Origin of the sequence: Microvirga sp. KLBC 81, assembly GCF_003075415.1 — a bacterium.
In the GTDB taxonomy this organism is placed as follows: domain Bacteria; phylum Pseudomonadota; class Alphaproteobacteria; order Rhizobiales; family Beijerinckiaceae; genus Microvirga.
The window spans coordinates 1-24,164 of record NZ_QDAH01000015.1 but is presented as its reverse complement, the minus strand read 5'-3'; the positions used below and the strand labels follow the sequence as shown (position 1 = coordinate 24,164).

Genomic DNA, 24,164 nt, shown 5'->3' with positions numbered 1-24,164 from the left:
ATCACCCTGCTTTGGCAAGCATGCTGCGGAATCGCGCGATGGCGACGACCAGAAAAACGACGCCAAGCCCGGCCATGATTGCCATGTCCTCCCAGACAATCGGGAAGCCCGCCCCGCGGTAAAGAATGGCCTGCGCGAACCGCACGAAGTAGATCGAAGGCGAAACATGCATGGCCGCCTGCAGCGCCTGCGGTATGCTCTCCAGGGGAGTCATGGTGCCGGAGAGTAGCATCATCGTCACGAAGACCGGGATCGCAAGCAACGCGAATTGCGGCATGGAATTGGCAATCGTCGCCAGCAGGATTCCGAGCGACGTCGTGGCAAAAAGATAAAGGACCGTGCCGGCAAGAAAGAGTGCAATGGAGCCTGCGATGGGGATATCGAGCACCATGCGCAGCACCAATTGCACCGAAAGAAAGACGGCGATCAGGATGACGAGGCCGTTCGCCCAGATCTTGCCGAGAGCAATGGCCGCCGGTGTGACAGGCATCACCAGGAGATGCTCCATCGTCCCGTGCTCACGCTCCCGCATGATAGCAGCGCCCACAAGCAGGATCGAGAGGATGGTCACGGAGTTGATCACCTGCATGACCCCATTGAATCTGACACCATTGAGGTTGGGATTGAAGGCGAAGCGGACGACGCCTTGGATGGGTAGTACGCTGTTGACACCAGCTTGATCGAGGTATCTCGCCGTTTCGGTGAGCAGGATGTCCTGGAGATAGGCTATGCCGTTCCCTGCCTGGGCGATGGCAGTCGCGTCGGCTCGCACGGCGATCCCCGGCGAGCGACCCGCTAGCACATCGGCCTCGAAATGTGGCGGGAATTCCACCACGAAGGTGTATCGGCCCGCATCGATGGCATGATCGATGGCATCGGCCTCCACCATTATGGGAGGCTTGAAGTATTGCCGCGGGATGGCATCGGCGAGCCTCTGGCTCAGTTGCGTGCGGTCCTGGTCGACGATGGCGATGGCCGCGTTCGAAACCTCCAGCTTCACGCCCCGCGCAACTGTCACCACCGCAATCGAGAGCGCATAAACGACAAGCCCAAGCATGACGTAGTCATATCGAAGGCTCGAAAACTCCTTCAATCCCAAGAAGAAGACGTCCTTGAGGAAGCGCATCGCCGTCAGGCCTCCTGTTTGGACAGCATGAGACATGCGGTTGCAAGGAACACGACACCGAAGCCAGCGAGTATCGCGTAGTCCAACACGAGATCAGCAGCGCCTAGACCCTTGGCGAAGGTGCCGAGCGAAATCCTCTGAAACCAGCCTGCTGGAAATGCATAGCCAATGATGCGACCTACTCCCTCTACTGAAGCGATCGGATACATGAAACCGGAGAAGTTCACGGCAGGAATGACGCTGAGAATGGCCGTTGCGAATGTCGCCGCCACCTGGGTGGACACCACGGTCGAGATCAGGAGCCCGAATGCCGTGCAGGCGAAAACATAGATCATGGCTCCAAGCGCGAAAGCCGCGATGGATCCGTTGAAGGGCACGCCGAACGCCAAGACGGCCGTGGTGAGCAAGCTGACGACATTGATCATCCCAATTCCGACATAGGCGAGCTGCTTGCCGATCAGGAATTCGGCCACGCTCGCCGGTGACGCCTCGAGGTTCGCAATGGACCCGATCTCACGCTCCCGCACCACGCCGAGCGCGGTCATCATGGCGGGGACGAGCAGGAGAACCAGCATGATGACGCCCGGAGTGATGGCGTTTACCGACTGGAAGGCCTGATTGTAGAGATAGCGGGGTCGGATATCGACCGGCGCGCTCACCCCCGACGAGCCGGCCGAGGCCTCCCGAGCCAGCTCGTTCGCATAGGTCATGATCAAGCCGGAAACGTAGGAGCGCACCGTTTCAGCGCGAAACGTATTGGCGCCATCGATCCAGATGCTGACCTCGGGACGGCGTCCCAGAAGAAGGTCTTTTCCGAAGCCGGGCGGGATGCCGACTACGAGGCGCAGCTCTCCACTCGTCAACCGCCTGTCGCCCTCGGCCTCGGAATCGACAGGTGCTTTGGCCTCGAAGTAGCGAGAGCCTTCGAAGCTGCGCAAGAAGGCTTGGCTTTCCGCAGAACGATCACGGTCGAAAGCCGCGTAGGTCAAATGCTCCACATCGAAAGAGATGCCGAAGGAGAAGATGATGAGCAGCAAGATCGGAATAGCGAGCGCGAACCCGATCCGGATACGGTCGCGCAGCAGCTCCAGCGTTTCCCGGCGAGTGAAGGCCCAGAGCCGACTGAACCGGCCAGCCTCTCCTGCCCCGCTTGGTCCGGCTCCCTTGAGCGGCCCATTATCTGGCTCTTGAGCTTCGGCGGATGCTTTTACGGGACCGGGCTCCTCTCCACCCTCGGCGAGATAGGTGATGAACGCCTCCTCCAACGTAGTGGCATTGCGGGAGGCCACAAGCTCGGCAGGCGTTCCCATTGCAAGTACGCGCCCTCGGTGCATGAGCGAGATCCGATCGCAGCGCTCCGCCTCGTTCATGAAATGCGTTGACACGAAGATCGTCACGCCCTCATCTCGTGAGAGAGCGGCGAGGTGCCTCCAAAAAAGATCCCGCGCGGCCGGATCGACGCCTGACGTCGGCTCATCGAGGATGAGCATCTGCGGCCTGTGAAGGCACGCAGCCGCAAGCTGCAGGCGTTGCCGCAGTCCGAGCGGAACCCGGGCCGGCAGATCATCCGCGACGCCGATGAGCTGAAAGCGCTGAAGGCTCTCGACAATCCGTTCCTCAGTTTCTTTCGGCGGGACACGGTACAGTCGAGCATGGAGTTCGAGATTGCCGCGAACCGTCAGCTCCTCGTAGAGCGAGAAGCCTTGACTCATGTAGCCGACACGCATGCGGGCATCGAGATCCCCGGCATCGACTGCTTTGCCGAACAGCTCGGCCCGCCCTTCGGTCGCGGGCAGCAAACCGGTCAGCATCTTCATGGTCGTCGTCTTTCCGCAGCCATTGGAGCCTAGGAAGCCGAAGATCTCGCCGCGCTCGATGCGGAAGCTGACATGGTCGACGGCCGTGAAGTCACCAAAACGGCGGGTCAGCCCCTCCGCTACGATAGCCGATGCGCCGTCATGGACAGCCCGGGGCCCAATGGTGAAATGGCCCTCTGGTTTCGCTCCCGTCTGCAGGCTTCGGTAAGCCTCTTCGAGGGTCGAGGCTCCGGTCTGCGCCAGCACATCTCGAGTTTCTCCGGCCGCAATAACCCGCCCCTGCTCGATCGCCATCACACGGTCGAAGCTCTCCGCTTCCTCCATGTAGGCCGTCGCGACGATGACAGTCATTGCCGGACGACCGGCGCGGATGCGTGCAATCAGCGTCCAGAACTGCCGGCGAGATAAGGGATCAACGCCCGTTGTCGGCTCGTCGAGTATCAGCAGGTCGGGATCATGGACAAGGGCGCAGCAGAGCGACAGCTTCTGCTTCATGCCGCCGGAGAGTTTGCCTGCGGGCCGATCCGGAAACGGATCGAGACCCGTGGCGGCGAGGAGATTCTGGAGCCGCGTCTTCCGCTCCGGTCCAGTGAGCCCGAAAAGCCGCGCATGAAAGTCGATATTCTCCGCGACGGACAGCGTGGGATAGAGATTTCTGCCAAGCCCCTGCGGCATGTAGGCGATACGCGCAGCAATGGCGTTGCGATGTGCGGCATCGGCCATAGACCCGCCGAGCACCTCCAGCGTGCCTTCCTGCAATCGCCGAACACCGGCGATCAACCCGAGCATCGTGGATTTTCCGACGCCGTCGGGGCCGACCACTGCCGTAGCGCTTCCAAGCGGCAGGCAGATGGAGATGTTGTCAGCCGCCAGGATTTTCCCATAGCGGTGGGTGAGTCCCTCCAATCGAACGGCGTCACGACTTGGCATCGGGCAGCCTCGGCTGCAGCCAATCGGGCCAGGTGCCGGAGGAGCCGAGCAGGATATAGGCATTCCCTGTCAGGCCTGACTTCACGTAGTCCCGGTACTGCCGGAGGAGTTCGATGGGGACGCTCACCTTGACGCGGTACATGAGCTTTGCCCTCTCGTCTGCGGTCTCCACCGTCTTTGGCGTGAACTGAGCCTCAGCGGCCACGAAAGAGACGTTGGCGGGGATTACGTAATCGGGCGCGGCGTCGAGAACGATGCGAGCCTCACTGCCGAGCCTTACCTGCCCGACCGAGGCAGTGGGCAGAAAGACGGTCATATAGACGTCGGACAGGTCGAGCAGCGTCACAACCTTTCCGCCAGAAGCAACGACCTCTCCGGGCTCAACGAGCCGGTACTCGACGCGTCCGGCAATCGGAGCCTTCAAGGTCATGTCGGCAATGCGCGCCTCAACCTGCGCCACATTCGCTTCAGCCACTTTCCTCGCAGCCTCGGCATCTCCAATCGCCGCTTTCGCCGCTTGGACTGCCGCTGCAGCCACGTCTCGCGCTGCGCGCCTTTGGTCAGCCTCCGCCCGAGAGGTATAATCCTTCTCAAGCAGGTTCGTGGAGCGCTTGAGCTGGACTTCGGCAAGAGCAAGTTCCGCCTCACGGCTCGCTGTCGTCGCCCTGGCTTGAGCCACTCCTTGGATAGCCCGCTCGACCGCGGCCTTCGTTGCTGCGAGTTCCGCGCGGACCTCGGTCTCGTCCATCATTGCGACGACCTGACCCTCGCTTACCATGTCGCCTTCCCGCATGGTGATCGACGCAATGCGGCCGGGAACCTTGGTCGAGATATCGACGCGCTGGACCTCGATCCGCCCGTTCGCCTGAGCAATGTTAGCTGGGACGGTTTGTGCGGTTTTCTGGAAATAGGCATAAGCGCCGAGCCCCGCGGCTGCCAGGAGCACGAGGACGACGGTCATTGGAGCTAACCGCCTGGTTTTCATGAAGGAACCCGACAAAAGCGAACCAATTCACCGGAGCAGACCATCAAGTAGCGGCCGCACATGGCAAGGTGCGATCGCGAAACGCGAAGCCAAGCTCAGCCACCTTCCAAGCTCAGCCACCTTGCCGCATATGCTCCTGCAAACATGAATGCCGTTGCGGCCTTTGGTCAAGATCGAAGGCTTTGGCTATTAGAGCATCGGACCCAAAAGTGGACTGGCACTTTTGGGTCCGATGCTCCCTCTCTGCAGGAGCCCTTCGTTCGAGGCAGAAAACCGGGTCCACTTTTCCGCACGATGCCCTAGTCACGTGACAGGATCATTGCATTTGCAGCACGATCCGTCCGTCAATCTGGCCGGCCTCCATGCGCTCGAAGATGGCATTGATGTTCTCGAGCTTGTCCCAGGAGAAATGGGCCGCAACCGCTCCATGGCCCGCGAACTCCAGCGCCTCCTCCAGATCCTGCCGCGTGCCGACGATGGAGCCGCGCACCGTAATCCGCTTGAGGACAGTGTCGAAGATCGGCATCGCGAACTTGCCAGGAGGCAGGCCGACGAGTGCCATCGTGCCGTGCGACCGGAGCATGCCGAAGGCTTGCTCGAAGGCGGCAGGAGAGACCGCTGTCACAAGGACTCCATGAGCCCCTCCGATGGCCTTCTGCAATTCCTGCATGGGATCCGTTCTCTTGGCGTCAAACGTGATTTCGGCTCCGAGAGACTTGGCGAGAGACAGCTTTTCCGGGTGCACATCGACGGCCGCGACCCGCATACCCATGGCGCGGGCATATTGCACGGCCATGTGACCGAGACCGCCGATGCCAGAGATCACCACCCATTCGCCCGGCTTGACCTCCGTTTCCTTCAAGCCCTTGTAGACCGTGACGCCTGCGCAGAGGATGGGCGCAGCCGGCCCCCATTCGAGCCTGTCGGGCAGACGGCCAACATAGTTGGGATCGGCCACCGCGTACTCGGCGAAGCTGCCATTGACGGAATAGCCGGTGTTCTGCTGCGAACCGCACAGCGTCTCCCAGCCGGTGCGGCAGTGCGGGCAGTAGCCGCAGGCGGTGTGCAGCCAAGGGATCCCGACGCGATCCCCTTCCCTGATCCGCTTCACGTCACGACCCACCGCCACGACGGTGCCAACGCCTTCGTGCCCAGGAATGAAAGGCGGATTGGGCTTCACCGGCCAGTCTCCCCTGGCGGCATGAAGGTCGGTGTGGCACACGCCAGTCGCAGCGATCCGCACGAGGATCTGATCTGGGCGAGGCTCGGGAATCTGCACCTCCTCGATGGTCAGGGGACGTCCAAGCTCGCGAACGAGCGCTGCCTTCATCATCTTCGCCATGGAATCCCTCCTCGTTTCAAAGAAGATGAATACCTGCAGAGCCGAGCGGCCACATTGATCGGGATCAAGGTTATGGGCGCCCTCTCACGTTCCGGCCCCTTAAATGTCAGCATCAGTGGAGTTTCTGTTTCGAGTCTCGCCCAAGCGTCGGCGCAGCCCGCCGTTGACAGATCCTACTAGGAAGTAGGAATAATACTGCGCTTATAACATGATCAACGACGGATAGGGCGATCCTGTTCTCGGATGGAGACCCGAAACAGGCACCCCAATCCTTCGAAGGCCCTCGGGTGGTCGGTGGCACAGAAATTGGCACGCCGTCCTCAAGATCGGAGCTCAGATTGGCCATCCATATTCTGGGAGACACCATGAACGCCCTCTCCTCTTTCTCTCCTTCCATCATCGGCGTTCGAGAAGCTGGCATTGCGCGTGTAGCCGTCATCGGCGCCGGATCCATGGGATCCGGCATTGCCGCGCAATTTGCCAATGCCGGAATCCCTGTGGATCTTCTCGACATCCGAGGGTCGGACTCATCTCCCGATAGCCCAGCCGAAACGGGTATCGCGCGGCAGCTGAAGGCAAACGGCTTCATGCATCCTGATGCTGCCAAACTCGTCCAGGCCGGCAATATCGACGATGACCTTCAACGGCTTTCGGAAGTCGATTGGATCATTGAGGCCGTTGTCGAGAAGCTCGACGTGAAACGCGACCTTTACCGCAGGATCGACAGCATCAGGAAAAAAGGATCGATCGTTTCCTCCAACACCTCCACGATACCCCGTTCAGACCTGATTGTCGAACTTGGTCCCTCGTTTGGGGCCGACTTCCTGATTACGCATTTCTTCAATCCGCCGCGCATCATGCGGCTCGTCGAGATCGTCAGTTCTCCGGAGAACTCAACCGAGCTCGTGGCGCGCGCGAAGGCAGCATCGGAAGTCATTCTCGGAAAAACCGTTGTCGATTGCCAAGATACGCCTGGCTTCATCGCCAATCGCATCGGCTGCTACTGGCTGGCGGTGGCTGCGCTGGAAGCGAAGCGCCTAGGTCTCACCGTCGAGGAGGCGGATACGGTGATGGCGGCGCTGGGCATGCCGCGCACCGGTGTCTTCGGACTGCTCGACCTCATCGGCATCGATCTTATTCCGCACGTGTGGGGCAGTCTCATGATCGCCCTGCCCGCATCTGACGACATTCACTCCTATGATTTGCCTTCGGATCAGACCGTCCAGGGCATGATCGCGGCAGGACAGCTGGGTCGAAAAGCCAATGGCGGCTTCTACAGGGTCAATGTCGACAAGTCGCATGAAGTCCTGGATCTCTCGTCAGGTCGGTACCGTCCGGAAGCGCCGGTCGACGCTGCTGCGCTACCTGGTAAGGGCCGCGATCTTGCGGCTCTTTTGCAGTCTGATGACCGACTTGGTCTCTACGCCTGGAGCGTGTTGTCCCACCTCATCGCCTATACCGCCCATGTCGGCCCGGAGATTGCGAAAGACGTTGCCGCCATCGATACGGCCATGGAACTCGGCTATGCCTGGCGCGAAGGCCCGTTCAGGCTTGCCGAACGTTGCGGGCTGGCGATGCTTGCCGAACGCTTGGCTCGGGAAGGGCAAGACGTGCCCTCCCTCCTGGCCTCTGCTATCCGAAACGAGGGATTCTACGGCCGGAACACAGGATCGGCGCTGCGCACCGATGGCACGCGCGCGCAGCCGACGGACAAGACCGGCATTCTCACATTGCCGGCCATCAAGTCATGCCAGCAGAGAATTCTCGGGAATGAAGGAGCCTCGCTCTGGGATGCAGGCGACGGCGTGGTCTGCTTCGAAGTCCATACAAAAATGAACAGCCTGACCCCTGCCGTTTTCGATGCGCTGGAGACAAGTCTCGATAAGGTGGCCTCCGAGTTTCGTGGTCTCGTCATCGGCAACGACAACGCGCGCGCTTTCTCTGCCGGCGCTGATCTGTCCTACTTCGTCGGTCTGATGCGCGAGGAAAATTGGGCAGCGTTGGAGGCCTTTCTCTCACGGGGTCAGAACCTCTTCCAGCGGGTGAAGTATGCGCCCTTCCCTGTAGTGGCTGCGCCGGCGGGACTCACCCTCGGCGGCGGGTGCGAGCTGATGCTCCATTGCGATGCCATTGTCGCGCATGCGGAGTTGGCGGCAGGCCTTCCCGAAACGAAGGTCGGCATCGTGCCCGGCTGGGGAGGATGCACGCAACTCCTGCTGCGCATGCAGGAGCGTGTCAAGGATGCAGGCGATCCTGTTTCTGTCGCGACAATGGCTTTTGAGACAATTCTCGCCGGCAATTCCTCGTCCTCGGCTCTCGATGCCTGGGACAAGGGATTGCTGCGCACCACCGATGGCATCGTCATGAACCGCGATCGTCTGCTGGGCATAGGCATCCAGCGCGCAGCGTCAATAGCGAACGTCGGATACCGTGCGCCTGATCGCTCGAAGATCGTGCTGGCTGGTCCGTCCGGCAAGCGCATGCTCATGGATCTTACTGAGAAGCGCCAAGAGGCCCTTCGCCTCACTGAAACGGATATGGCAGTCGCCGAGACTCTCGCCTCAGTTCTCACTGGCGCGAATAGCAGGAGCGGCGCCGCTTCCGAGGAAGACGTGCTGGCATTGGAGCGGGAGGCAGTGATTACCCTCGCGAAGAGGCCAGCAACGCGGGAGCGCATCGAGCACATGCTGGCAACCGGCAAGCCGCTGCGCAATTAGACGACCTGTTGTTTCAGGAGGCCGGAGCCGCGGATGCTCCGGCCTCCTCTTCCATACTTTGCCCTCGATAGCCTCCGGGCCTGCAGAGGGCCGGATAGAGCCGCGCCATCTCACCCATGAGAAACTTCGCAGGCACGTCGAAGAACGTGCCGTGATTGACGACGTAGTCCATGAACGCCCGCCCTTCTCCGTCGAAAGGTTGGAATAACGCGTCGCCGGAGCCATCGAAGTCGAGCGGTTCGACACCGAGCTTGGCACATAGGCTCGCATTGAACGTCGGCGTCGCCTTTAGCCAACGATTGCCGAGATGAACCTCGACATAGCCGTGGCACGAGAACACGTCGGTGCCGACCGCTGCCAGCAGGCGGGGTGTCGCGAGATGGTTGCGCACATCGGATAAGCCGATACGCGCCGGAATTCCGCCGGCGCGGCAGAGTGCCGCATAGAGAGCGGCCTTGCTGACGCAATAGCCGCGACCCGCCGCCAGAACGCTGCTGGCCCGGAAGCTCTCGCGGTTCGTGTAATCCACATAAGGATCGTAACGGATGCCGTCGCGCACCGCGTCGTACAGCACCTTCGCCCGCTCTGCCGCCGAAGCAAGTCCAGCCGTCAGCTCCTCGGTCCTTTTCCGGATCGCAGGGTAATCGCTGTCCACATATTCGGCCGGGCTGAGATAAAGGCGCTGCTCGGATACATTCATGGCGCAGTTCCTCTGCTGCCAAAACAACAGCCGTCAGGAGGCTCGACTGGCGGACTTCCGGGGCGGTTTTGGTGACGCAGGTGCGTTCGCAGCAGCGAGCTTCATTCCAGCCTTACTGTTCGTCTTTCTTTTCGCCTGGCCAACACCACCAACGCCGTGGACGAGCAGGTCGATCATCTGGTCTGCAAGCTGCTCCGGATTGAGCGGTCCGCGCGGATCGTACCAGCGCGCGATCCAGCTCAAGGCACCTGCAGCGGCGAAGGCTGCCATCTTCGGATCGCAGGGGCGGATGGAGCCGTCCTCGATACCCTCCGCGATGACGGAACGGAACCGCTTGTCGATTCGTCCTTTCAGCGCACGCAGTTCCTTGCGCGTGCCCGGCGGAAGCGGATCCTCGCCCACGAGGATCAGGCAACGGCCGAAATCCTCGGTAACGATCTGCACATAGACCCGCCAGAGAGCAATCAGCTTGGTAAGGCCATTGGCACTGGTTCCCTCGATCTGGGCCGAGGCATCCTCCAGCATCTCCAGACCGATACGGACACACTCGAACAGGATCTGATCCTTGTTCTTGACGTAGTAGTAGATCGTCGGCTTCGTGACGTTCAGGCGCTCGGCCACATCGTCCAGGGACGTCTTGTGAAAGCCGTTCTCGTTGAAAGCCTGAGCGGCAGCACGCAGCACGGCATCGCGCTTGACTTCGCGCTCCTTCTGCCGATCGGCAGGCTTTTTCCACGGGGATGCCGTCATAGGATTCCTGACTGATAAGGGGGGCGTGGCCGCCCGCCCATGTAACGGCGGCTCGGCAGGACGTCCAGGGCAGGCGCGCCCCTCATTGGATTTCCTTTAGGCTCTCTCGATAGCCAGCGCGATGCCCTGGCCACCGCCGATGCACATGGTAATCAGGCCATGGCGCCCGCCCATTCGAGCCAGTTCATAGGCCGTCTTGACTGTGAGAATGGTACCGGTTGCCCCCACCGGATGACCGAGAGCAATGGCTCCACCATTCGGATTGACGCGCTCGGGATCGAAGCCGAGTTCGTTCGCAACCGCGCAGGCTTGTGCTGCAAAGGCTTCGTTCGACTCGATGACATCGAAGTCGCCGATCTTCATGCCCGTCTTCTCAAGCAGTTTCCGAACAGCCGGAACAGGACCGATGCCCATCTCGCCGGGCTCCACGCCGGCATGCGCATAGCCGACGATCCGGGCCAGCACATTCTGCCCTTCGCGTTCCGCCCTGCCCTCCTCCATCAGAACGACAGCGGCGGCGCCGTCGTTGATGCCGGAAGCGTTGCCAGCCGTTACCGTTCCGTCCTTGCGGAAGACGGGGCGAAGGGACGACAGACTCTCGCGGGTCGTTTCGCCCTTGGGGTGTTCATCGGTGTCGAAGGAAATGATCTCCCGCCCCTTCCTGACTTCGACAGGAAGAATCTGATCCTTGAATCGCCCCTCATTGATAGCGATAGCGGCGCGGCGCTGGCTTTCCGCCGCAAATGTGTCCTGTGCGTCACGGGAGATCTGCCACTTGGACGCGACGTTTTCAGCCGTGATGCCCATGATGCCGTTGCCGAACGGATCAGTGAGGATACCGGTCAGGTGATCCACAACCAAGGCGTCCCCCATCCGCTGACCAAAGCGCGCCGTATGCAACAGGTGCGGCGAACGGCTCATCGCCTCCGCGCCACCCGCCACGGCCACTTCCGCATCGCCCAGCATGATGGATTGTGCAGCCGATACGATGGATTGGACGCCGCTGCCGCACAGACGATTCACGGTCATGGCCGGCACCTCGATGGGAACGCCGCCCTCGATGGCCGCGACCCGGCCGAGATAGGCATCCTTCGGCTCAGTGATGATCACGTTGCCGAACACCACGTGGTCCACATCCGAGCCTTCGAGCCCGGCTCGCTTCAGCGCCTCTGCCACGCAGAGCGCGCCGAGCCGGGTGGGCGAATGGTCGGACAACGTGCCTCCGAACGTGCCGATGGCGGTCCTGACTCCCGATGCAATCACGACGTTGCGTACCATCCTGAAAACTCCTTGAACCTGATTGTCTTACTCCGCTGCCACGGCGGGCGCTTCTCTGTAGAGCCCTTCGATCTCGGCGGCATATTTCCGATAGATGTTCGCGCGCCGGACCTTCATGGTGGCGGTGACTTCATCGTCATCGTGATCCAGCTCCTTCGTGAGGAGATGAAATTTCTTGATCTGCGCCACGGGCGCGAGCTGCCGGTTGGCACGCTCGACCTCCGCATCGATCAGCTCGCGTACGCGCCTGTTCTCCGCGAGGCTCTTGTAGTTCGTGAAGGGCACCCGGTTTTCCTCGGCCCACTTGCCGACGGTTTCCGCATCGATCTGGATCAACGCAGCCGGGTAGCGGCGCCCTTCGGCGATGACGATGCACTCCTTGATGAAGGCGCTGCTCTTGACCGTATTCTCGATCTCGGACGGACTGAGGTTCTTTCCGCCGGCAGTGATCATGATGTCCTTGAGCCGGTCCACGATCTTGACCTGACCGGCTTCGATCTTGGCCACGTCGCCCGTGTGCAGCCATCCGTCACGGATCGATGCACGTGTCGCCTCCTCGTTGCGGTAATAGCCCTCGAAGACCATATCGCCGCGCACGAGCAGTTCTCCGTCCGGGCCAATATCCACCTCCGCCCCATGAACCGCTGGACCGACGGCACCCGGCAGGAGAGCGTCGAGCCGCTGTCCCGTGACCATGCCCGAGGTCTCGGTCAGGCCATAGACTTCGATGAGCGGGATCCCGAGCGTGCGGAAGAAGCGAACGATCAGGGGCGAAATGGGCGCTGCACCGGTGAGCGCCACTTTGATGCGCCGCAGGCCGATGAAATTCTGCAGCGCCCGGAAGACCAGGAGATAGCAAATCCCGAACACCATCTTTTCACGTAAGCTGCGGTCGGCGGGCGCCTTCTCGGCGAAGGGCTCGCACAAGGAAACGGCCTTCTCGAAGAGCCTGCGGCGGAAGCCCTTGGCCTCGATTATCTTGATATGGATAGCCGAATGCAGCTTCTCCCAGATTCGGGGCACGCCCAAGAACAGCGTCGGCGCGATCTCGCGCAGATCCTCCTGAACTGTTCTGATGGACTCACCGAAGCTGACGCAGGAGCCGGCTTGGAGGGGTGCCATCACCGTCAGCATCTGCTCCGCCACATGGCACAGCGGTAGATAGGACAGGTTGGTGGTATCCTCCGTGTAGCCGAGCCGCTCGATCACAGCGGCGCCTTGAGCACGCATATTGCGATAGCTGAGCATCGCGCCCTTCGGCTTTCCGGTTGAGCCGGAAGTGTAGACCATGAGACCGATATCGGCGAGGCTCTGCCCGGCGAGGCATGTGTCGATCAGGTCCGGGTGATCCTTTTCATAGGCAGCCCCCTTTTCAAGGACCTCCTTGAATGTCGAGAGCTTGTCGCTCTCGTAGTGACCCAGGCCTTTCGGGTCGATCACCACGATGTGCCTGAGCTTCGGCAGCGCCTCCAGACATTCGAGCACCTTGTCGGTCTGTTCCTGATCTTCGCAGACCACCACCTCCGCATCCGAATGGCCCAGAACATACGAGATCTCGTTGGCCGGACTCGTGGCATAGACGCCGATGGTCACACCGCCCACGAGGCCTGCGCCGAGTTGCGCAATTACCCATTCGGCCCGGTTCTCCGACAGAATGGCCACATGTCCACGCGGCTCCAGACCGAGTGACACGAGGCCCAGTCCGAAATGCCGCGCCCGATTGTAGTAATCAGCCCATGTGATCGGTTGCCAGATGCCGAAGTCCTTCTGTCTCAGGGCAATGCGGTCGGGCATGCGCTGGGCATTGTCCCGCAGGAGCTGCGGAAGGGTCATGCTGTCGCGGTCGAGAGCTTGCGGCATCGTGGTCCTCATGACAGCCAGCGCTTGCGACGCTTGTAATGCTTCACATCCCGGTAGCTCTTGTGGGTACCGCCTCCCCCGAGCCCGAGATAAAACTCCTGCACGTCCTGATCCTTGACGAGTCGCTCCACCGGGCCGTCGATGACGACCTTGCCCATTTCCATGATGTAGCCATAGCTCGCAACGGAGAACGCGACCGCGGCATTCTGCTCAACGAGCAGCATGGAGGCACCCTGTTCCGCATTGATGCGCGTGATGATGGTGAAGATCTCCTCCACGAGCTTCGGCGACAGGCCGAGCGAGGGCTCGTCGAGAAGAATGAGCTTCGGTTTCGAGATCAGCGCCCGGCCGATCGCCAGCATCTGCTGCTCGCCGCCCGAGAGATAGCCGGCAAGCCCCTTCCTGCGCTCGTACAGGCGCGGGAAATAGGAATACACGAGGTCGAAGGGTGTGATCGGCAGGCCGCGCCCGGACAGCGAGAAGGTGGCGGCGGTGAGATTCTCCTCAACCGTCAGATCTTCGAAGATGCGGCGGCCCTCCATCACATGAAACAAGCCGCGCCGCACGAGCCCGTGCGGCGTGATGGTCGCGATATCCGTTCCGTCGAACTCGATTTGGCCTGCGGTGACGGCGCCGTCCTCCAGTGCGAGCAGGTTCGAGATGGCCTTAAGCGTGGTGGACTTGCCTGCTCCGTTCGAGCCCAGAAGGGCGACGATCTCGCCCTTCGGAACCCGCAGGGACAGGCCGCGGAGAACCTGGATCGTCCGGTTATAGACGACCTCGACATTGTTGACGTTCAGAAGGGTCTCCGCATCCATGGGCTTTACTTTCCGAGCTGAATCCAATCGGAGGCCGGGAGCATCTGCTTCTGCTTGGCATCGAAACGATAGATGCGGCCGACCGGCACGGAATTGCCGGGGATGGAGATCGGAACGCCGAAGATGCCGCCCGTGTCGAAGTCCTTGATACTGTTGAGCGAGACCTTCATGTTCGGGCCGGTGAGCTCCTTGCCGGCATCAAGGGTGCGCTTCACCGCTTCCGTCATCAGCATCGCCGTCACGAAGCCCTGCATATAGGCCGTCGACTGATACTCGGGCCGCATCTGCCGGATCTTGTCCAGCATCGGCGCGGTGCCCTCCTTGTCGTAGTAGTAGCGATAGGGCATCACGCCCATGAAGCCGTCGGCCGCCTCGCCCATCTTCTCCACCATGGAATTATCCATGGACCAGAAGGTGCCCATGAAGCGGCTCTGCATGCCCATTTGCTTCGCCTGCTGGATGAATTCCGGGATCGGCGCGAGCACATAGCCATGGAAGATCGTGTAGTCCGGCCGTGCGCGGCGCAGCTTCAGCACTTCCGTGGACACGTCCACGCTGCCCGGCGGCGTCACGATCTTCTCGACCACCTTCAGCCCGAGTTCCGTGGCAAGCTTCTCGCCTGGTGCGATGGGATCACGCCCGAACTCCGTGTCGGAATAGACGAAAGCAATGGTCGCACCCGGCTTTTCCTTGGCGATGTGGCGCATCAGGATGCCGAACATCTCCGTGTAGTCGGGACCGGGCAGAAACTGCAGCGGATATTTCTTCGGATCGTTCAGCTCCGACGCGAAGGATGCGCCGGCCATGATCATCGTGCCCTTCCGTTCAAGCTCGGGATTGATCGTCTTCGCGAAGCCCGTCGAGTCGCCGTAATAGAGCGAAACCTTGTTCTGGCCGGTGATCTTATTGAAGGCCGCCACGGAGGCATCGACCTTGTAGCCGGTATCCTCGGCCACGTACCTGATCTTGCGGCCCTTGATGCCGCCAGCATCGTTGACGATCTTCAGGTAGTCCTGAATGCCCGCATGAATGCCGACGCCCGCGAAGGCGAAGACGCCGGTGAGCGGGATCGATCCGCCGAGGACGATCTCCTCATTCTGTCCTTGAGCCCTGGCTTCGACCGCGCCGAGCGCAAGCCCGGCCATCGCCGCCCCTATGAGACTTCTCCGCGATAACGTGAGTTTCATGTGATTTCCTCCCGATAGTCTTTATGTTCTGAAGGGCCATAGGTGGAAGAAACGTCGGATCCGCTGCCAGATTTCGGCAAGGCCCTGTGGTTCGAAGATGAGGAACCCGACGATCAGAGCACCGAACACGATGGTTCGGATTGGAGCGAGCAGGCTGAGCGCATCCGGCACCCAAGGGGTGATCCAGCCGACCACGAGCTTGAGAACCTCCGGCACCAGGGTCATGAAGGCAGCCCCGAGAATGCCGCCCAAGATGGTCCCCATGCCGCCGACGATGATGGCCGCGAGATAGAAGATCGAGTTGATCAGCGGGAAGCTCTCAGGCGTCACGACACGGAAGAAATAAGCCCACATCCCGCCCGCGACGCCCGCATAGAACGACGAGAGAGCAAAGCTCGTCAGCTTGGTCTGAAGCAGCGGAATTCCAAGCACCTCCGCCGAGATGTCCCGGTCGCGGACGGCGATGAAGGCACGCCCCACGCGCGTGCGGAAGAGGTTCGCGGCACCCAGCACCATGAGCGCCATCACCGGAATGATGAGCCAGTAGAGTTTTTGCGGCTGGTCGAGCGCGATGCCGAAGAAGCTCGCAGGCGGCATCGAGAGGCCGCGCGTTCCGCCCGTGAGCGGCCAATGGGCGAACACGAAATGCAAGATCATCGATGCTGCGATGGTGGCGATCGCGAGATAGAGCCCCTTCACGCGAAGGCTCGGGATGCCGAACACTACGCCGACCGCTGCAGTCATTCCGCCAGCCAGCAGCAAATTGATGACGAACGGTGTGCCGACGCGGATTTCGAGCACCGCGACCGTGTAGGCCCCGACACCCATGAAGGCCGCCTGTCCCAGGCTCACGAGCCCCGTATAGCCCGTGAGGATGTTGAGACCCGTGGCACTTGCCACGTTGATGGCCACGAGACAGGCGAGATAGACCCAGTACGGGCCCGCCACGAAGGGGAAGATCAGGAGCCCGAGCGCGAGAAGGCCAAGCCAGATCCACTGCACCTTCGTGTCGAACAAGGCCTCGTCGGCTGCGTAGGTGAGTTTTAAGGTTCCAATGCGCATTAGAGCCTCTCGATCTCATGGCTGCCGAAGATGCCATAGGGCCAGATCATCAGGATCAGGATCAACAGGCTGAATGTCGCGAGCAGCTTGTATTCGCCTCCGAGGAAGCTGCCAGCGAGCGCTTCGACCAATCCGATGAGAAGCCCGCCGACCAGCGCGCCTGCGACGGAGTCGAGGCCGCCGACGATGACGACCACGAGCACGGACAATCCGAAGATGCCCATGGTGGGCGAAATGCCCCCGATGGCACCGACGATCACTCCGGCCCCAGCCGCTGTGGCGCAGGCCGCCATCCAGGACAGCGAGAAGACACGCCCCACGTCGATTCCCATGGAATAGGCCGCGCCCTGGTCACGCGCGGTCGCGCGCAGAGCGACGCCTCCGCGGGAGAATCTGAGCGCCACAACCGCTCCAGCGATGAGAAGAGCGGCAACGAGCGCACCATAGGCGACCTTCGGAGCGACATAGGCCTCGCCTAAGAAGATGGGCGTGTTGGGAATGAACTCAGGTAAACGCAGCGGATCGGCGCCCCAGGCGAGTTCGACGATGCCTGCCAGAATGGAGCCGAGACCGATCGTCACCATGAAGACCGAGATGGGGCTCTCGCCGAGCATGGGGCGGATGAGCGTGCGCTCCACCAGTACGCCCAAGCCGGCACCCGCAAGGATCGTCAGCGGAATGGCGGCCCAGATGGACAGGCCAGCTCCCGCGACGAGCCCAAAGAACACATAGCCGCCGAGCATGAGGATCTCGCCGATCGCGAGATTGACCACGCGGGTCGCCTTGTAGATCAGCACGAAGGCGACACCAGTTAGTGCGTAGAGAGCGCCCGCGCCCAGACCGGCCAGAGCGACTTCCGTCAGATAAAGCCAATCCATCACGCGGCCTCCGTCTTGCGGATGCGCTGTGCGAGGTCGCCCGAGCCGAGATAGGCGCTGATGACGGCGGGATCGTTCTGCACGTCAGCCGGACGCCCCTGCGCGATCACTTGGCCGAAGTTGAGGACGACCACATGATCGGAGATATCCATCACCATGCCCATGTCGTGCTCGACCATGAGGATGGTGATGCCCCATTCTTCCTTCACGTCGAGGATGAAGCGGGCCATGTCCTCCGTCTCCTCCCGGTTCATCCCCGCCACCGGCTCATCGAGCATGAGGATGCGGGGGCGCATGGCGAGAGCGCGTGCAAGCTCCACGCGCTTCTGCAAGCCATAAGAAAGCGCCGCTACGGGCGCGTGGCGGATGTGCTGGATCTCGAGGAAGTCGATGATACGCTCCTCGACCTCGGCCCGGAGTTCCATCTCTTCCCGATGCGCCCGTCCCTTGTAGAACAGAGCGTCGAGAACATTGGTCTTGAGATGCGCGTGGCGACCGAGCTTGATGTTGTCGAGCACCGTCATGCCCCGGAATAGGGCGATATTCTGGAACGTGCGAGCCAGGCCCCTTTTAGCCCTCACAGGCGGCCGCTCTCGGCTGATATCCTCACCTTTGAAGATGATCCGCCCCTCCGTCGGCCTGTAAAAGCCCGAGATGGAATTGAACATGGACGTCTTGCCCGCACCATTCGGCCCAATCAGGGCGGTGATCGAGCCTTCCTGCACCTCGAATGAAACGCTGGAGAGTGCGCGCAGGCCGCCGAAGGACAATGAGAGCGCATCGACTTTCAGGATCGGAGCGGCGGTCTCGCGCGAGGATCGGTTGAGGCCGTCTGACATGCTCTAGTGCCCCTTGAACTGCGCAGGAATCTTGTTGAGAAAGGCGGAGACGCCTTCCCGGAAATCCTGTGTTCGCGAAAGCGCCTTGAAGGCTTGGCGCTCCGCCTCGAGCTGAGCGTCCAAATCCCTGTTGAAGGATGAGGTCAGCAGCTCACGAATACGGTGATAGGCAGTTGAGGGACCGGCAGCGAGCCGCGTGGCAAGCCGTGCGCATTCACTGTCGAATTCCGCCTCAGGAACAACCCGATTGACGAGACCGAGCCGAAGCGCTTCCGCCGCATCGATGGTGTCAGCCAGCAACGCGAGCTCCTTCGCTTTCCTCAATCCCACGATACGAGGCAGGTGATAGGTCGCCGCTCCGTCAGGGCTTGCGCCGATGCGCGCATAAGCAAGTGTGAATTTCGCCGTCTCCGTCGCAATGGCGAAATCGCAAGCCAGCGCAAGGCTGAAACCTGCACCTGCCGCGGCACCATGAACGGCGGCAACAGACGGTTGCGGCAGGCTGTTGAGCAGCTGCAGCGCCTCATGGAACGGGGTGATGATCTCGTCTATGGCCGCCTCGGGATCGCCGTTCCCAAACCGGCTGACGTCCCCTCCGGCACAGAACGCACGTCCCTCTCCACGCAGCACGATCGCCCGCACGTCCGAACAGTCTGCGATGCTCTTAAGGGTGCTCAGAAAAGCTCTCGCCGCCCCTGCGTCGATGGCGTTGAGCACCGACGGGCGGTTGAGCTTGATCGTTGCGACGGTGTCGGCAACGGACAAGGTGATCGAGTCAGAACTCTGCACCACCTGCATTTCCTCCCATTGGACGCGCCGGCAGTCGCCGGCGCTTGACCTGGTGGCCGGATATGCTCTTACGCGGCGCTCTCGGCTTCTTGTTGATGAGCCAACCGTGACTTGGCCTACTCTCAAATCGTATTCTTACTCGTGAGTAGAAGTCAACATGCCTTCCCTCCTCCCAAAGATGAAGCGTGCAAAGTATGGCCGCGCCAATTCTTCGTTCCGTAAGCAACTTCTCCATAATTGCAAAAGAAACGGATGCTTGACGGGAAAGAAGCCAAGGGCTTACCTTTGAGTCATAAGATTACCGCTTGGTAGATAAGAATGTAATCTCGGGAGGATGGACACTGCAGCCCTGTTGGGTAGCTGGCCACGCCGATTGCATCGGCGGGATTTGCATGAGTGCACGAGATCCTATCAAAAGATCCCCTCAATTCGGCCCTGCCTACGACTGCCTGCCACACTCATGATATTGGAAGGAACGCCCATGACGCACCGCTCATCTTGGATGACCAGCGAACTCGATATCTTTCGAGAGACGTTCCGGCGTTATCTCTCCACCACGCTTTCTCCGCGAGCGGAGCGATGGCGCGCCGACAAGATGATCGACAGGGACGCGTGGTTGGCTCTTGGCGAAATGGGCGCGCTTTGTCCGGATGTTCCGGAAGTATATGGCGGCCTAGGCGGCACCTTCGCCCATGTGGCGGCCGTAATCGAAGATCTCGAATACGAATTGCCCGAGATGGCCCTGCCCGTGGCTGTGCACAATGCGATCGTGGCGCAATACGTCATGCATTTCGGTTCGCACGAGCAGAAGCTGCGCTGGCTGCCGGGGCTCGCCACGGGCCAGCTCATCGGTGCGATTGCGATGACGGAGCCCGGAGGCGGCTCCGATCTTCGGGCGCTTCGCACCCGCGCCAGCCGTGCAGGCAATGCCTATGTGCTGCGTGGATCGAAGACATTCATCACGAATGGTCAGATCGCAGACCTCATCATCGTCGCAGCGAAGACCGACCTGGAACAGGGCACGAAGGGCATCTCGCTCCTCATGTTGGAAGCCGAGGGCAGCGATGGCTTCAGGAGAGGTCGAAACCTCGACAAGATCGGCATGCACGCCTCCGATACGTCGGAGCTCTTCTTCGACAACGCTTTCGTTCCCGCCGAAAATCTCCTCGGCAGTGAGGAAGGCCGCGGGTTCTACCAGATGATGGAGATGCTGCCTAAAGAGCGCCTTGCCATCGCAGTGTCAGCGGTTGCATCCATCGAGCGCATGGTCAAAGTGACTACGGACTATGCGAAAGAACGCAAGGCGTTCGGAAAGCCTATTCTGGAGTTTCAGAATACGGCCTTCGTTCTGGCTGAGCGAAAGAGCGAGGCCCTGATCGCACGCGTTTTCCTGGACTGGTGCATCGAGAGAGCCATCAAGGGCGAACTCGATCAGGTCTCCGCCTCGATCGCGAAATACTGGACCACGGACAAACAATGCCAAACCGCCGATGAGTGCCTGCAGCTTCACGGCGGCTATGGCTACATGAACGAGTTCGAGATTGCCCGGCGTTATGTGGACGCGCGCATTCAGCGCATCTACGGCGGCACGAACGAGATCATGAAGCTTCTGATCGCCCGATCTCTTTAGGACGAGAGATCACGCAGCGCCAATCAATTGAGGCGTTATCGATCCGCTGCTGTCATGTAGGATGTGGCTTTCGGAGAGAACCGCAGCGAAGAATAGCCCGTGATCGACCCTGTCGACGCAGGCTCGGTCGCAGCGGTGGACACAGGACCGCTCATTGCGGTCCGGAGTTGTCGCAACATGCCTTTCCGCTTGGCTTCGTAGTAATATCCGCCGGCGTAGAGGGCGACGGCCCGATCATGATTTCCACCAGCAACCCTGTAGGCATTGGCCAGATACGGGACGGCATAGGTCAGATTGGTATTGGCGTCGAGCAGCCCTGATGCGGGACCTGTATAGCCCATGCCGCGCGCCGTATCGTGGCGGATCTGCATAAGGCCCCAGTAGATCCGGTTCTTTGCCCGGGCGTTATATCCGCTCTCTCGTTTGATGACCCTATGCACCAGTGTTTCCGGGATCCCATGTGCCTTGGCGTGTTGCGCCACAAGAGCATCGGTTGCGACACGGTCGGAGGCGAGTGCTGGCTGGACACAAGCGATCACAGCACAGCCCAGAACGAAACGAGCGATCATGGTATCCCCTTATCTGAGGAAACCATTCTCCGGGAAAACGTGGCAATAAGGCGTCAGCTTGGCTGTACGGCTTGATGCCGCTAGTTCTGTAATAACAGATTGTGTCCCATCAGCAACTGTGAACGTCTCCTCCAAGCTCATTCGGCGCTCCTGCTTGTCTAAAGTGTCGAGCCGAATTCATGTAAAGTACTGACGCTTCCGCCAGCCCGTCTCTTCTCAGGAACCTAGCCATGAAAATGTTCGACCTCACTGGTCGCCTTGCCCTCGTCACCGGCTCCTCCAAGGGGATTGGTTGCGCAATTGCTCGCGGTCTCTCGGAAGCCGGTGCAACCGTCGTCTTGAACGGCCGCGATCGGGAGCAGTTGGAGAAAGCCCGCGCGATGCTGTCAGCAGAGGGGCGCGTGGTCCATGCACGCTCCTTCGATGTTACGGATTTCAGGGCGGTTGAGACGGCTGTCGTCGAAATCGAAGCAGAGATCGGACCAATCGAGATCCTCTTCAACAACGCGGGGCTTCAGCACCGGGCCCCGCTGGAGGAGTTTCCGATCGAAGCCTGGGAACGGTTGATGGCCACCAACATCGACAGCGTTTTCTTCGTTGGGCAGGCGGTGGCCAAACGCATGATCCCCCGCGGCCACGGAAAGATCATCAATGTCGCCTCCGTGCAGGCCGAACTCGCGCGCCCCGGGATTGCGCCCTATACGGCAACCAAGGGTGCGGTGAAAATGCTGACCAAGGGAATGGCGACCGATTGGGCGCGGCATGGCTTGCAAGTCAATGCGCTTGGCCCCGGCTATTTTAAAACCGAACTCAATGCTGCTCTTGTTGCCGATCCTCACTTCAGCACTTGGCTTGAGAAGCGCACTCCCGCCGGTCGCTGGGGGAATGTGGATGAATTGATCGGCGCCGCCGTGTTCCTGGCCTCCGATGCCTCGAGCTTCGTCAACGGCCACGTTCTTTATGTCGATGGCGGCATCACTGCCAGTCTGTGACAACTGGGAAAAAGCCTGTTTCCTGAAGCGCCATGCGCTGTTTCTAAGTGAGAATCCTTTTGCAACGGGTTCAGGCCCAGTGCGCCTCATCGGCAATGCGTCGTCAAACACGATCAGCGGCGGCTCGGGCAGCGACACACTCCATGGCAATTTGGGGAAGGACATCTTCGTGTTCAACACCAAGCCATCGTTGAGCAAAGTCGACAATCTCGCCGGTTAAAGATGGCCGGCGATACGATCCGCCTGGAGAATGGCGTCTTCACAAAGCTCACAGCCGGCAAACGGGCTTCCTCCGCTTTCTGAACGGGCGCGAAGGCGCATGACCGGGACGACGTATTATCTACGATTCCGTCAAGGGCAATGTGTACTATGGATGCGGATGGCACGGGCGCATCGAAGCAGGTGCTGATCGCCACCACAGCCAAGGGAATCGAGACGACCTCCGGCTAATTCTACGTCATCTAAGACAGCTCCCGTGCAAGATCACTGCCCACTTTGGTGCCGAGTTTCTTGAAGACAGCCTTGCTCAGCCAAATCGTATCGCATGCCACGCTGCCGTCACGCTCGTTGTGCGCTCATGTGATGGAGATGCATCCTGCCGCCACTTAACCGTGGCGGTTGGCATAGCGACGCTTCTTGGTGAGATTCTTCTGCCCCTCGAGCGTCTTGGCGGGGGCAATCACCTCGCGATAGCGGCGGGTGTGCTTTTTAAACGACGGTCTCATGCGAGCTTTACCGGCCATAAGCATTGCCTCCTACCATCCTTCTTACGTGGGGGGCATGAGACCATATTCGCCCGCCGCGTACACCTCATCCCGAATAGGTACAGAGTGCTTCCGGACACACGCTGCCTGTTCATCGCCGCTGCTACTCTGGGGCAGGATGACCTAACTCTGCGGCCAAGTATTTTTGTGAGGAATATACTATGGCACGGCGTGCGAACTGGAAAGGATGTTCAAAATTACCTCTGGATTCGTGCGCCATCGAATTATGCCCGGCCACCTCTTCATCTGAACGAGTACGCTTCCGCACCCTCAGCCGGAAAAATCGGGAACCGGGCAAACGTCAGTTCATCGATGCAGAGACTAACGAGGTCGTCGAATTCGACCAGCAGGTCAAGGGCTGCGGGTCGGCAAGGGCTCCTTCATCCTTATGAGGACGAGGAGCTTGAGCCATCCGGATCGCCTATCCGACCAGGGCGCATCCTGGTGCTTCAGTCTCAACGCCTCTTGCCTGGGACGAGCTCTCGGCCTCGAACCGTCCGAACCACTTCACGGTGGATAATCTGCCGACCCGCCTCGCGCACCTGAAGTCCGATTCCTGGGCCGGTCTTGGCAAGGCCGACCAAGTGCTGCCCGAAAAGCAGAAATTCCGCCGCGGGCGCCTTTCGCGATAGGCTCACCTGGTCCTTCGTACGATTCCGCACGCCGAACGGATCTGATCCCGTGTGCAGCCCGTGGAGAATGGGGGATAATGCGGTCAATTGCCATAAGTCCTTGATCCCTAAGGACCAGAACCCGTTCTCGATCTGATGATAAAAACCTAGTCGGACCGCGGGCGCAGGAGTAAAACGATGCGCCATCATTTTCACCGCACGGATGACTGGGAGTCGATCCTGGACCTCTGCGGACGCTCGATGAGGGCCGACAGCGATATAGGCAAGCAGATCGAGGCAGTCGTCCGACGTCTCATGACGGAAGTCTTTATCTCCGCATCTCCGCCGACCGATCTCGGTGGCTCGTCTGCGTCCACAATGAACCTGGCGAGGAGATTGCAGTGGTACCCCTTTCGGATCCACGGCGGATTTCGGTGCCTGCAGTGCCACATGTATGGTCCGACCGTGCGTCTCGAGATGAAGTTGGCAGGCTGACGAACATGAGAGCTGCGTCGATGTA

The 24,164-nt window shown here is 60.6% G+C and carries 23 protein-coding genes; 7 read left to right on the top strand and 16 right to left on the bottom strand.

What is annotated here, in order from left to right; translation table 11 throughout:
• Position 1: 1 nt before the first annotated feature.
• The 4 genes from DC522_RS12255 to adhP form a co-directional block, all read right to left on the bottom strand.
• Positions 2 to 1,126: an ABC transporter permease gene (locus DC522_RS12255; RefSeq protein ID WP_116528994.1), complete on the bottom strand. Its 1,125-nt coding sequence runs from the start codon at positions 1,124 to 1,126 to the stop codon at positions 2 to 4.
• A gap of 5 nt (positions 1,127 to 1,131) precedes the next feature.
• A complete protein-coding gene (gene rbbA / locus DC522_RS12250; protein ID WP_116528993.1) occupies positions 1,132 to 3,873 on the bottom strand; it encodes a ribosome-associated ATPase/putative transporter RbbA in 2,742 nt (913 codons plus the stop codon).
• Complete coding sequence (locus tag DC522_RS12245) at positions 3,860 to 4,834, bottom strand: HlyD family secretion protein (RefSeq protein WP_245444106.1); 975 nt, start codon at positions 4,832 to 4,834, stop codon at positions 3,860 to 3,862. Before DC522_RS12245 ends, rbbA begins: the two co-directional genes overlap by 14 nt.
• A gap of 340 nt (positions 4,835 to 5,174) precedes the next feature.
• Entirely contained in the window at positions 5,175 to 6,200 is a 1,026-nt protein-coding gene (gene adhP, locus DC522_RS12240) for an alcohol dehydrogenase AdhP (protein ID WP_116528992.1), read from the bottom strand.
• 365 nt (positions 6,201 to 6,565) lie between these two features.
• Here adhP and DC522_RS12235 point away from each other — a divergent pair, with 365 nt between their 5' ends.
• Positions 6,566 to 8,917: a 3-hydroxyacyl-CoA dehydrogenase/enoyl-CoA hydratase family protein gene (locus DC522_RS12235; protein ID WP_116528991.1), complete on the top strand. Its 2,352-nt coding sequence runs from the start codon at positions 6,566 to 6,568 to the stop codon at positions 8,915 to 8,917.
• 13 nt (positions 8,918 to 8,930) lie between these two features.
• On the opposite strand, the gene DC522_RS12230 is transcribed toward DC522_RS12235, so the two are convergent.
• The 10 genes from DC522_RS12230 to DC522_RS12185 all read right to left on the bottom strand — a co-directional run bounded on the left by DC522_RS12230 (position 8,931) and on the right by DC522_RS12185 (position 19,081).
• Complete coding sequence (locus DC522_RS12230; protein ID WP_116528990.1) at positions 8,931 to 9,617, bottom strand: transglutaminase family protein; 687 nt, start codon at positions 9,615 to 9,617, stop codon at positions 8,931 to 8,933.
• Positions 9,618 to 9,650: 33 nt separating this feature from the next.
• Complete coding sequence (locus DC522_RS12225; protein WP_116528989.1) at positions 9,651 to 10,367, bottom strand: TetR/AcrR family transcriptional regulator; 717 nt, start codon at positions 10,365 to 10,367, stop codon at positions 9,651 to 9,653.
• Positions 10,368 to 10,463: 96 nt separating this feature from the next.
• Complete coding sequence (bktB, locus tag DC522_RS12220) at positions 10,464 to 11,645, bottom strand: beta-ketothiolase BktB (RefSeq protein ID WP_116528988.1); 1,182 nt, start codon at positions 11,643 to 11,645, stop codon at positions 10,464 to 10,466.
• A 27-nt stretch (positions 11,646 to 11,672) separates the two neighbouring features.
• The gene (locus tag DC522_RS12215) at positions 11,673 to 13,505 is read right to left on the bottom strand and encodes a long-chain fatty acid--CoA ligase (RefSeq protein ID WP_205769623.1); all 1,833 of its coding nucleotides are present in this window, start codon (positions 13,503 to 13,505) and stop codon (positions 11,673 to 11,675) included.
• An 8-nt stretch (positions 13,506 to 13,513) separates the two neighbouring features.
• A complete protein-coding gene (locus DC522_RS12210) occupies positions 13,514 to 14,323 on the bottom strand; it encodes an ABC transporter ATP-binding protein (protein ID WP_116528987.1) in 810 nt (269 codons plus the stop codon).
• A gap of 5 nt (positions 14,324 to 14,328) precedes the next feature.
• Positions 14,329 to 15,510 (bottom strand): ABC transporter substrate-binding protein, encoded by a 1,182-nt coding sequence (locus tag DC522_RS12205; protein ID WP_116528986.1) that lies wholly within the window; start codon positions 15,508 to 15,510, stop codon positions 14,329 to 14,331.
• Positions 15,511 to 15,531: 21 nt separating this feature from the next.
• Complete coding sequence (locus tag DC522_RS12200; protein ID WP_116528985.1) at positions 15,532 to 16,572, bottom strand: branched-chain amino acid ABC transporter permease; 1,041 nt, start codon at positions 16,570 to 16,572, stop codon at positions 15,532 to 15,534.
• A complete protein-coding gene (locus DC522_RS12195) occupies positions 16,572 to 17,450 on the bottom strand; it encodes a branched-chain amino acid ABC transporter permease (RefSeq protein ID WP_116528984.1) in 879 nt (292 codons plus the stop codon). The genes DC522_RS12200 and DC522_RS12195 overlap by 1 nt, the downstream gene beginning before the upstream one ends.
• A complete protein-coding gene (locus DC522_RS12190) occupies positions 17,450 to 18,289 on the bottom strand; it encodes an ABC transporter ATP-binding protein (RefSeq protein ID WP_116528983.1) in 840 nt (279 codons plus the stop codon). Before DC522_RS12190 ends, DC522_RS12195 begins: the two co-directional genes overlap by 1 nt.
• 3 nt (positions 18,290 to 18,292) lie before the next feature.
• On the bottom strand, positions 18,293 to 19,081 hold the full coding sequence (locus tag DC522_RS12185; protein WP_245444105.1) for an enoyl-CoA hydratase/isomerase family protein: 789 nt from the start codon (positions 19,079 to 19,081) through the stop codon (positions 18,293 to 18,295).
• A 478-nt stretch (positions 19,082 to 19,559) separates the two neighbouring features.
• Between DC522_RS12185 and DC522_RS12180 the strand changes: the two genes are divergently transcribed.
• Complete coding sequence (locus tag DC522_RS12180) at positions 19,560 to 20,708, top strand: acyl-CoA dehydrogenase family protein (protein ID WP_116528981.1); 1,149 nt, start codon at positions 19,560 to 19,562, stop codon at positions 20,706 to 20,708.
• Positions 20,709 to 20,743: 35 nt separating this feature from the next.
• On the opposite strand, the gene DC522_RS12175 is transcribed toward DC522_RS12180, so the two are convergent.
• Positions 20,744 to 21,277: a lytic transglycosylase domain-containing protein gene (locus tag DC522_RS12175; RefSeq protein WP_116528980.1), complete on the bottom strand. Its 534-nt coding sequence runs from the start codon at positions 21,275 to 21,277 to the stop codon at positions 20,744 to 20,746.
• Positions 21,278 to 21,507: 230 nt separating this feature from the next.
• Here DC522_RS12175 and DC522_RS12170 point away from each other — a divergent pair, with 230 nt between their 5' ends.
• Both DC522_RS12170 and DC522_RS34270 read left to right on the top strand, forming a co-directional pair.
• Positions 21,508 to 22,269 carry an SDR family oxidoreductase gene (locus DC522_RS12170; RefSeq protein ID WP_116528979.1) on the top strand — a complete coding sequence of 254 codons (762 nt, stop codon included), beginning with the start codon at positions 21,508 to 21,510 and terminating at the stop codon, positions 22,267 to 22,269.
• Positions 22,244 to 22,489: a hypothetical protein gene (locus DC522_RS34270; RefSeq protein ID WP_133239265.1), complete on the top strand. Its 246-nt coding sequence runs from the start codon at positions 22,244 to 22,246 to the stop codon at positions 22,487 to 22,489. Before DC522_RS12170 ends, DC522_RS34270 begins: the two co-directional genes overlap by 26 nt.
• Before the next feature lie 385 nt (positions 22,490 to 22,874).
• Here the strand turns inward: DC522_RS34270 and DC522_RS34760 are convergent, their stop codons facing one another.
• A complete protein-coding gene (locus DC522_RS34760; RefSeq protein WP_165820137.1) occupies positions 22,875 to 23,012 on the bottom strand; it encodes a hypothetical protein in 138 nt (45 codons plus the stop codon).
• Positions 23,013 to 23,194: 182 nt separating this feature from the next.
• Between DC522_RS34760 and DC522_RS37225 the strand changes: the two genes are divergently transcribed.
• The 3 genes from DC522_RS37225 (at position 23,195) to DC522_RS12160 (ending at position 24,139) form a co-directional block, all read left to right on the top strand.
• Complete coding sequence (locus tag DC522_RS37225; protein WP_371679410.1) at positions 23,195 to 23,425, top strand: Ku protein; 231 nt, start codon at positions 23,195 to 23,197, stop codon at positions 23,423 to 23,425.
• Between the two features lie 18 nt (positions 23,426 to 23,443).
• On the top strand, positions 23,444 to 23,665 hold the full coding sequence (locus DC522_RS37220) for a hypothetical protein (RefSeq protein ID WP_371679445.1): 222 nt from the start codon (positions 23,444 to 23,446) through the stop codon (positions 23,663 to 23,665).
• A gap of 177 nt (positions 23,666 to 23,842) precedes the next feature.
• The gene (locus tag DC522_RS12160; protein ID WP_116528977.1) at positions 23,843 to 24,139 is read left to right on the top strand and encodes a hypothetical protein; all 297 of its coding nucleotides are present in this window, start codon (positions 23,843 to 23,845) and stop codon (positions 24,137 to 24,139) included.
• Positions 24,140 to 24,164: the final 25 nt, after the last annotated feature.

Excerpts from the sequence above, each read along its gene's own strand:
- DC522_RS12255 (WP_116528994.1), bottom strand. The coding sequence starts at position 1,126 with ATGCGCTTCCTCAAGGACGTCTTCTTCTTGGGATTGAAGGAGTTTTCG.
- rbbA (WP_116528993.1), bottom strand. The coding sequence starts at position 3,873 with ATGCCAAGTCGTGACGCCGTTCGATTGGAGGGACTCACCCACCGCTAT.
- DC522_RS12245 (WP_245444106.1), bottom strand. The coding sequence starts at position 4,834 with ATGACCGTCGTCCTCGTGCTCCTGGCAGCCGCGGGGCTCGGCGCTTAT.
- adhP (WP_116528992.1), bottom strand. The coding sequence starts at position 6,200 with ATGGCGAAGATGATGAAGGCAGCGCTCGTTCGCGAGCTTGGACGTCCC.
- DC522_RS12235 (WP_116528991.1), top strand. The coding sequence starts at position 6,566 with ATGAACGCCCTCTCCTCTTTCTCTCCTTCCATCATCGGCGTTCGAGAA.
- DC522_RS12230 (WP_116528990.1), bottom strand. The coding sequence starts at position 9,617 with ATGAATGTATCCGAGCAGCGCCTTTATCTCAGCCCGGCCGAATATGTG.
- DC522_RS12225 (WP_116528989.1), bottom strand. The coding sequence starts at position 10,367 with ATGACGGCATCCCCGTGGAAAAAGCCTGCCGATCGGCAGAAGGAGCGC.
- bktB (WP_116528988.1), bottom strand. The coding sequence starts at position 11,645 with ATGGTACGCAACGTCGTGATTGCATCGGGAGTCAGGACCGCCATCGGC.
- DC522_RS12215 (WP_205769623.1), bottom strand. The coding sequence starts at position 13,505 with ATGCCGCAAGCTCTCGACCGCGACAGCATGACCCTTCCGCAGCTCCTG.
- DC522_RS12210 (WP_116528987.1), bottom strand. The coding sequence starts at position 14,323 with ATGGATGCGGAGACCCTTCTGAACGTCAACAATGTCGAGGTCGTCTAT.
- DC522_RS12205 (WP_116528986.1), bottom strand. The coding sequence starts at position 15,510 with ATGAAACTCACGTTATCGCGGAGAAGTCTCATAGGGGCGGCGATGGCC.
- DC522_RS12200 (WP_116528985.1), bottom strand. The coding sequence starts at position 16,572 with ATGCGCATTGGAACCTTAAAACTCACCTACGCAGCCGACGAGGCCTTG.
- DC522_RS12195 (WP_116528984.1), bottom strand. The coding sequence starts at position 17,450 with ATGGATTGGCTTTATCTGACGGAAGTCGCTCTGGCCGGTCTGGGCGCG.
- DC522_RS12190 (WP_116528983.1), bottom strand. The coding sequence starts at position 18,289 with ATGTCAGACGGCCTCAACCGATCCTCGCGCGAGACCGCCGCTCCGATC.
- DC522_RS12180 (WP_116528981.1), top strand. The coding sequence starts at position 19,560 with ATGACGCACCGCTCATCTTGGATGACCAGCGAACTCGATATCTTTCGA.
- DC522_RS12175 (WP_116528980.1), bottom strand. The coding sequence starts at position 21,277 with ATGATCGCTCGTTTCGTTCTGGGCTGTGCTGTGATCGCTTGTGTCCAG.
- DC522_RS12170 (WP_116528979.1), top strand. The coding sequence starts at position 21,508 with ATGAAAATGTTCGACCTCACTGGTCGCCTTGCCCTCGTCACCGGCTCC.
- DC522_RS34270 (WP_133239265.1), top strand. The coding sequence starts at position 22,244 with ATGGCGGCATCACTGCCAGTCTGTGACAACTGGGAAAAAGCCTGTTTC.
- DC522_RS34760 (WP_165820137.1), bottom strand. The coding sequence starts at position 23,012 with ATGGCCGGTAAAGCTCGCATGAGACCGTCGTTTAAAAAGCACACCCGC.
- DC522_RS37225 (WP_371679410.1), top strand. The coding sequence starts at position 23,195 with ATGGCACGGCGTGCGAACTGGAAAGGATGTTCAAAATTACCTCTGGAT.
- DC522_RS12160 (WP_116528977.1), top strand. The coding sequence starts at position 23,843 with ATGCGCCATCATTTTCACCGCACGGATGACTGGGAGTCGATCCTGGAC.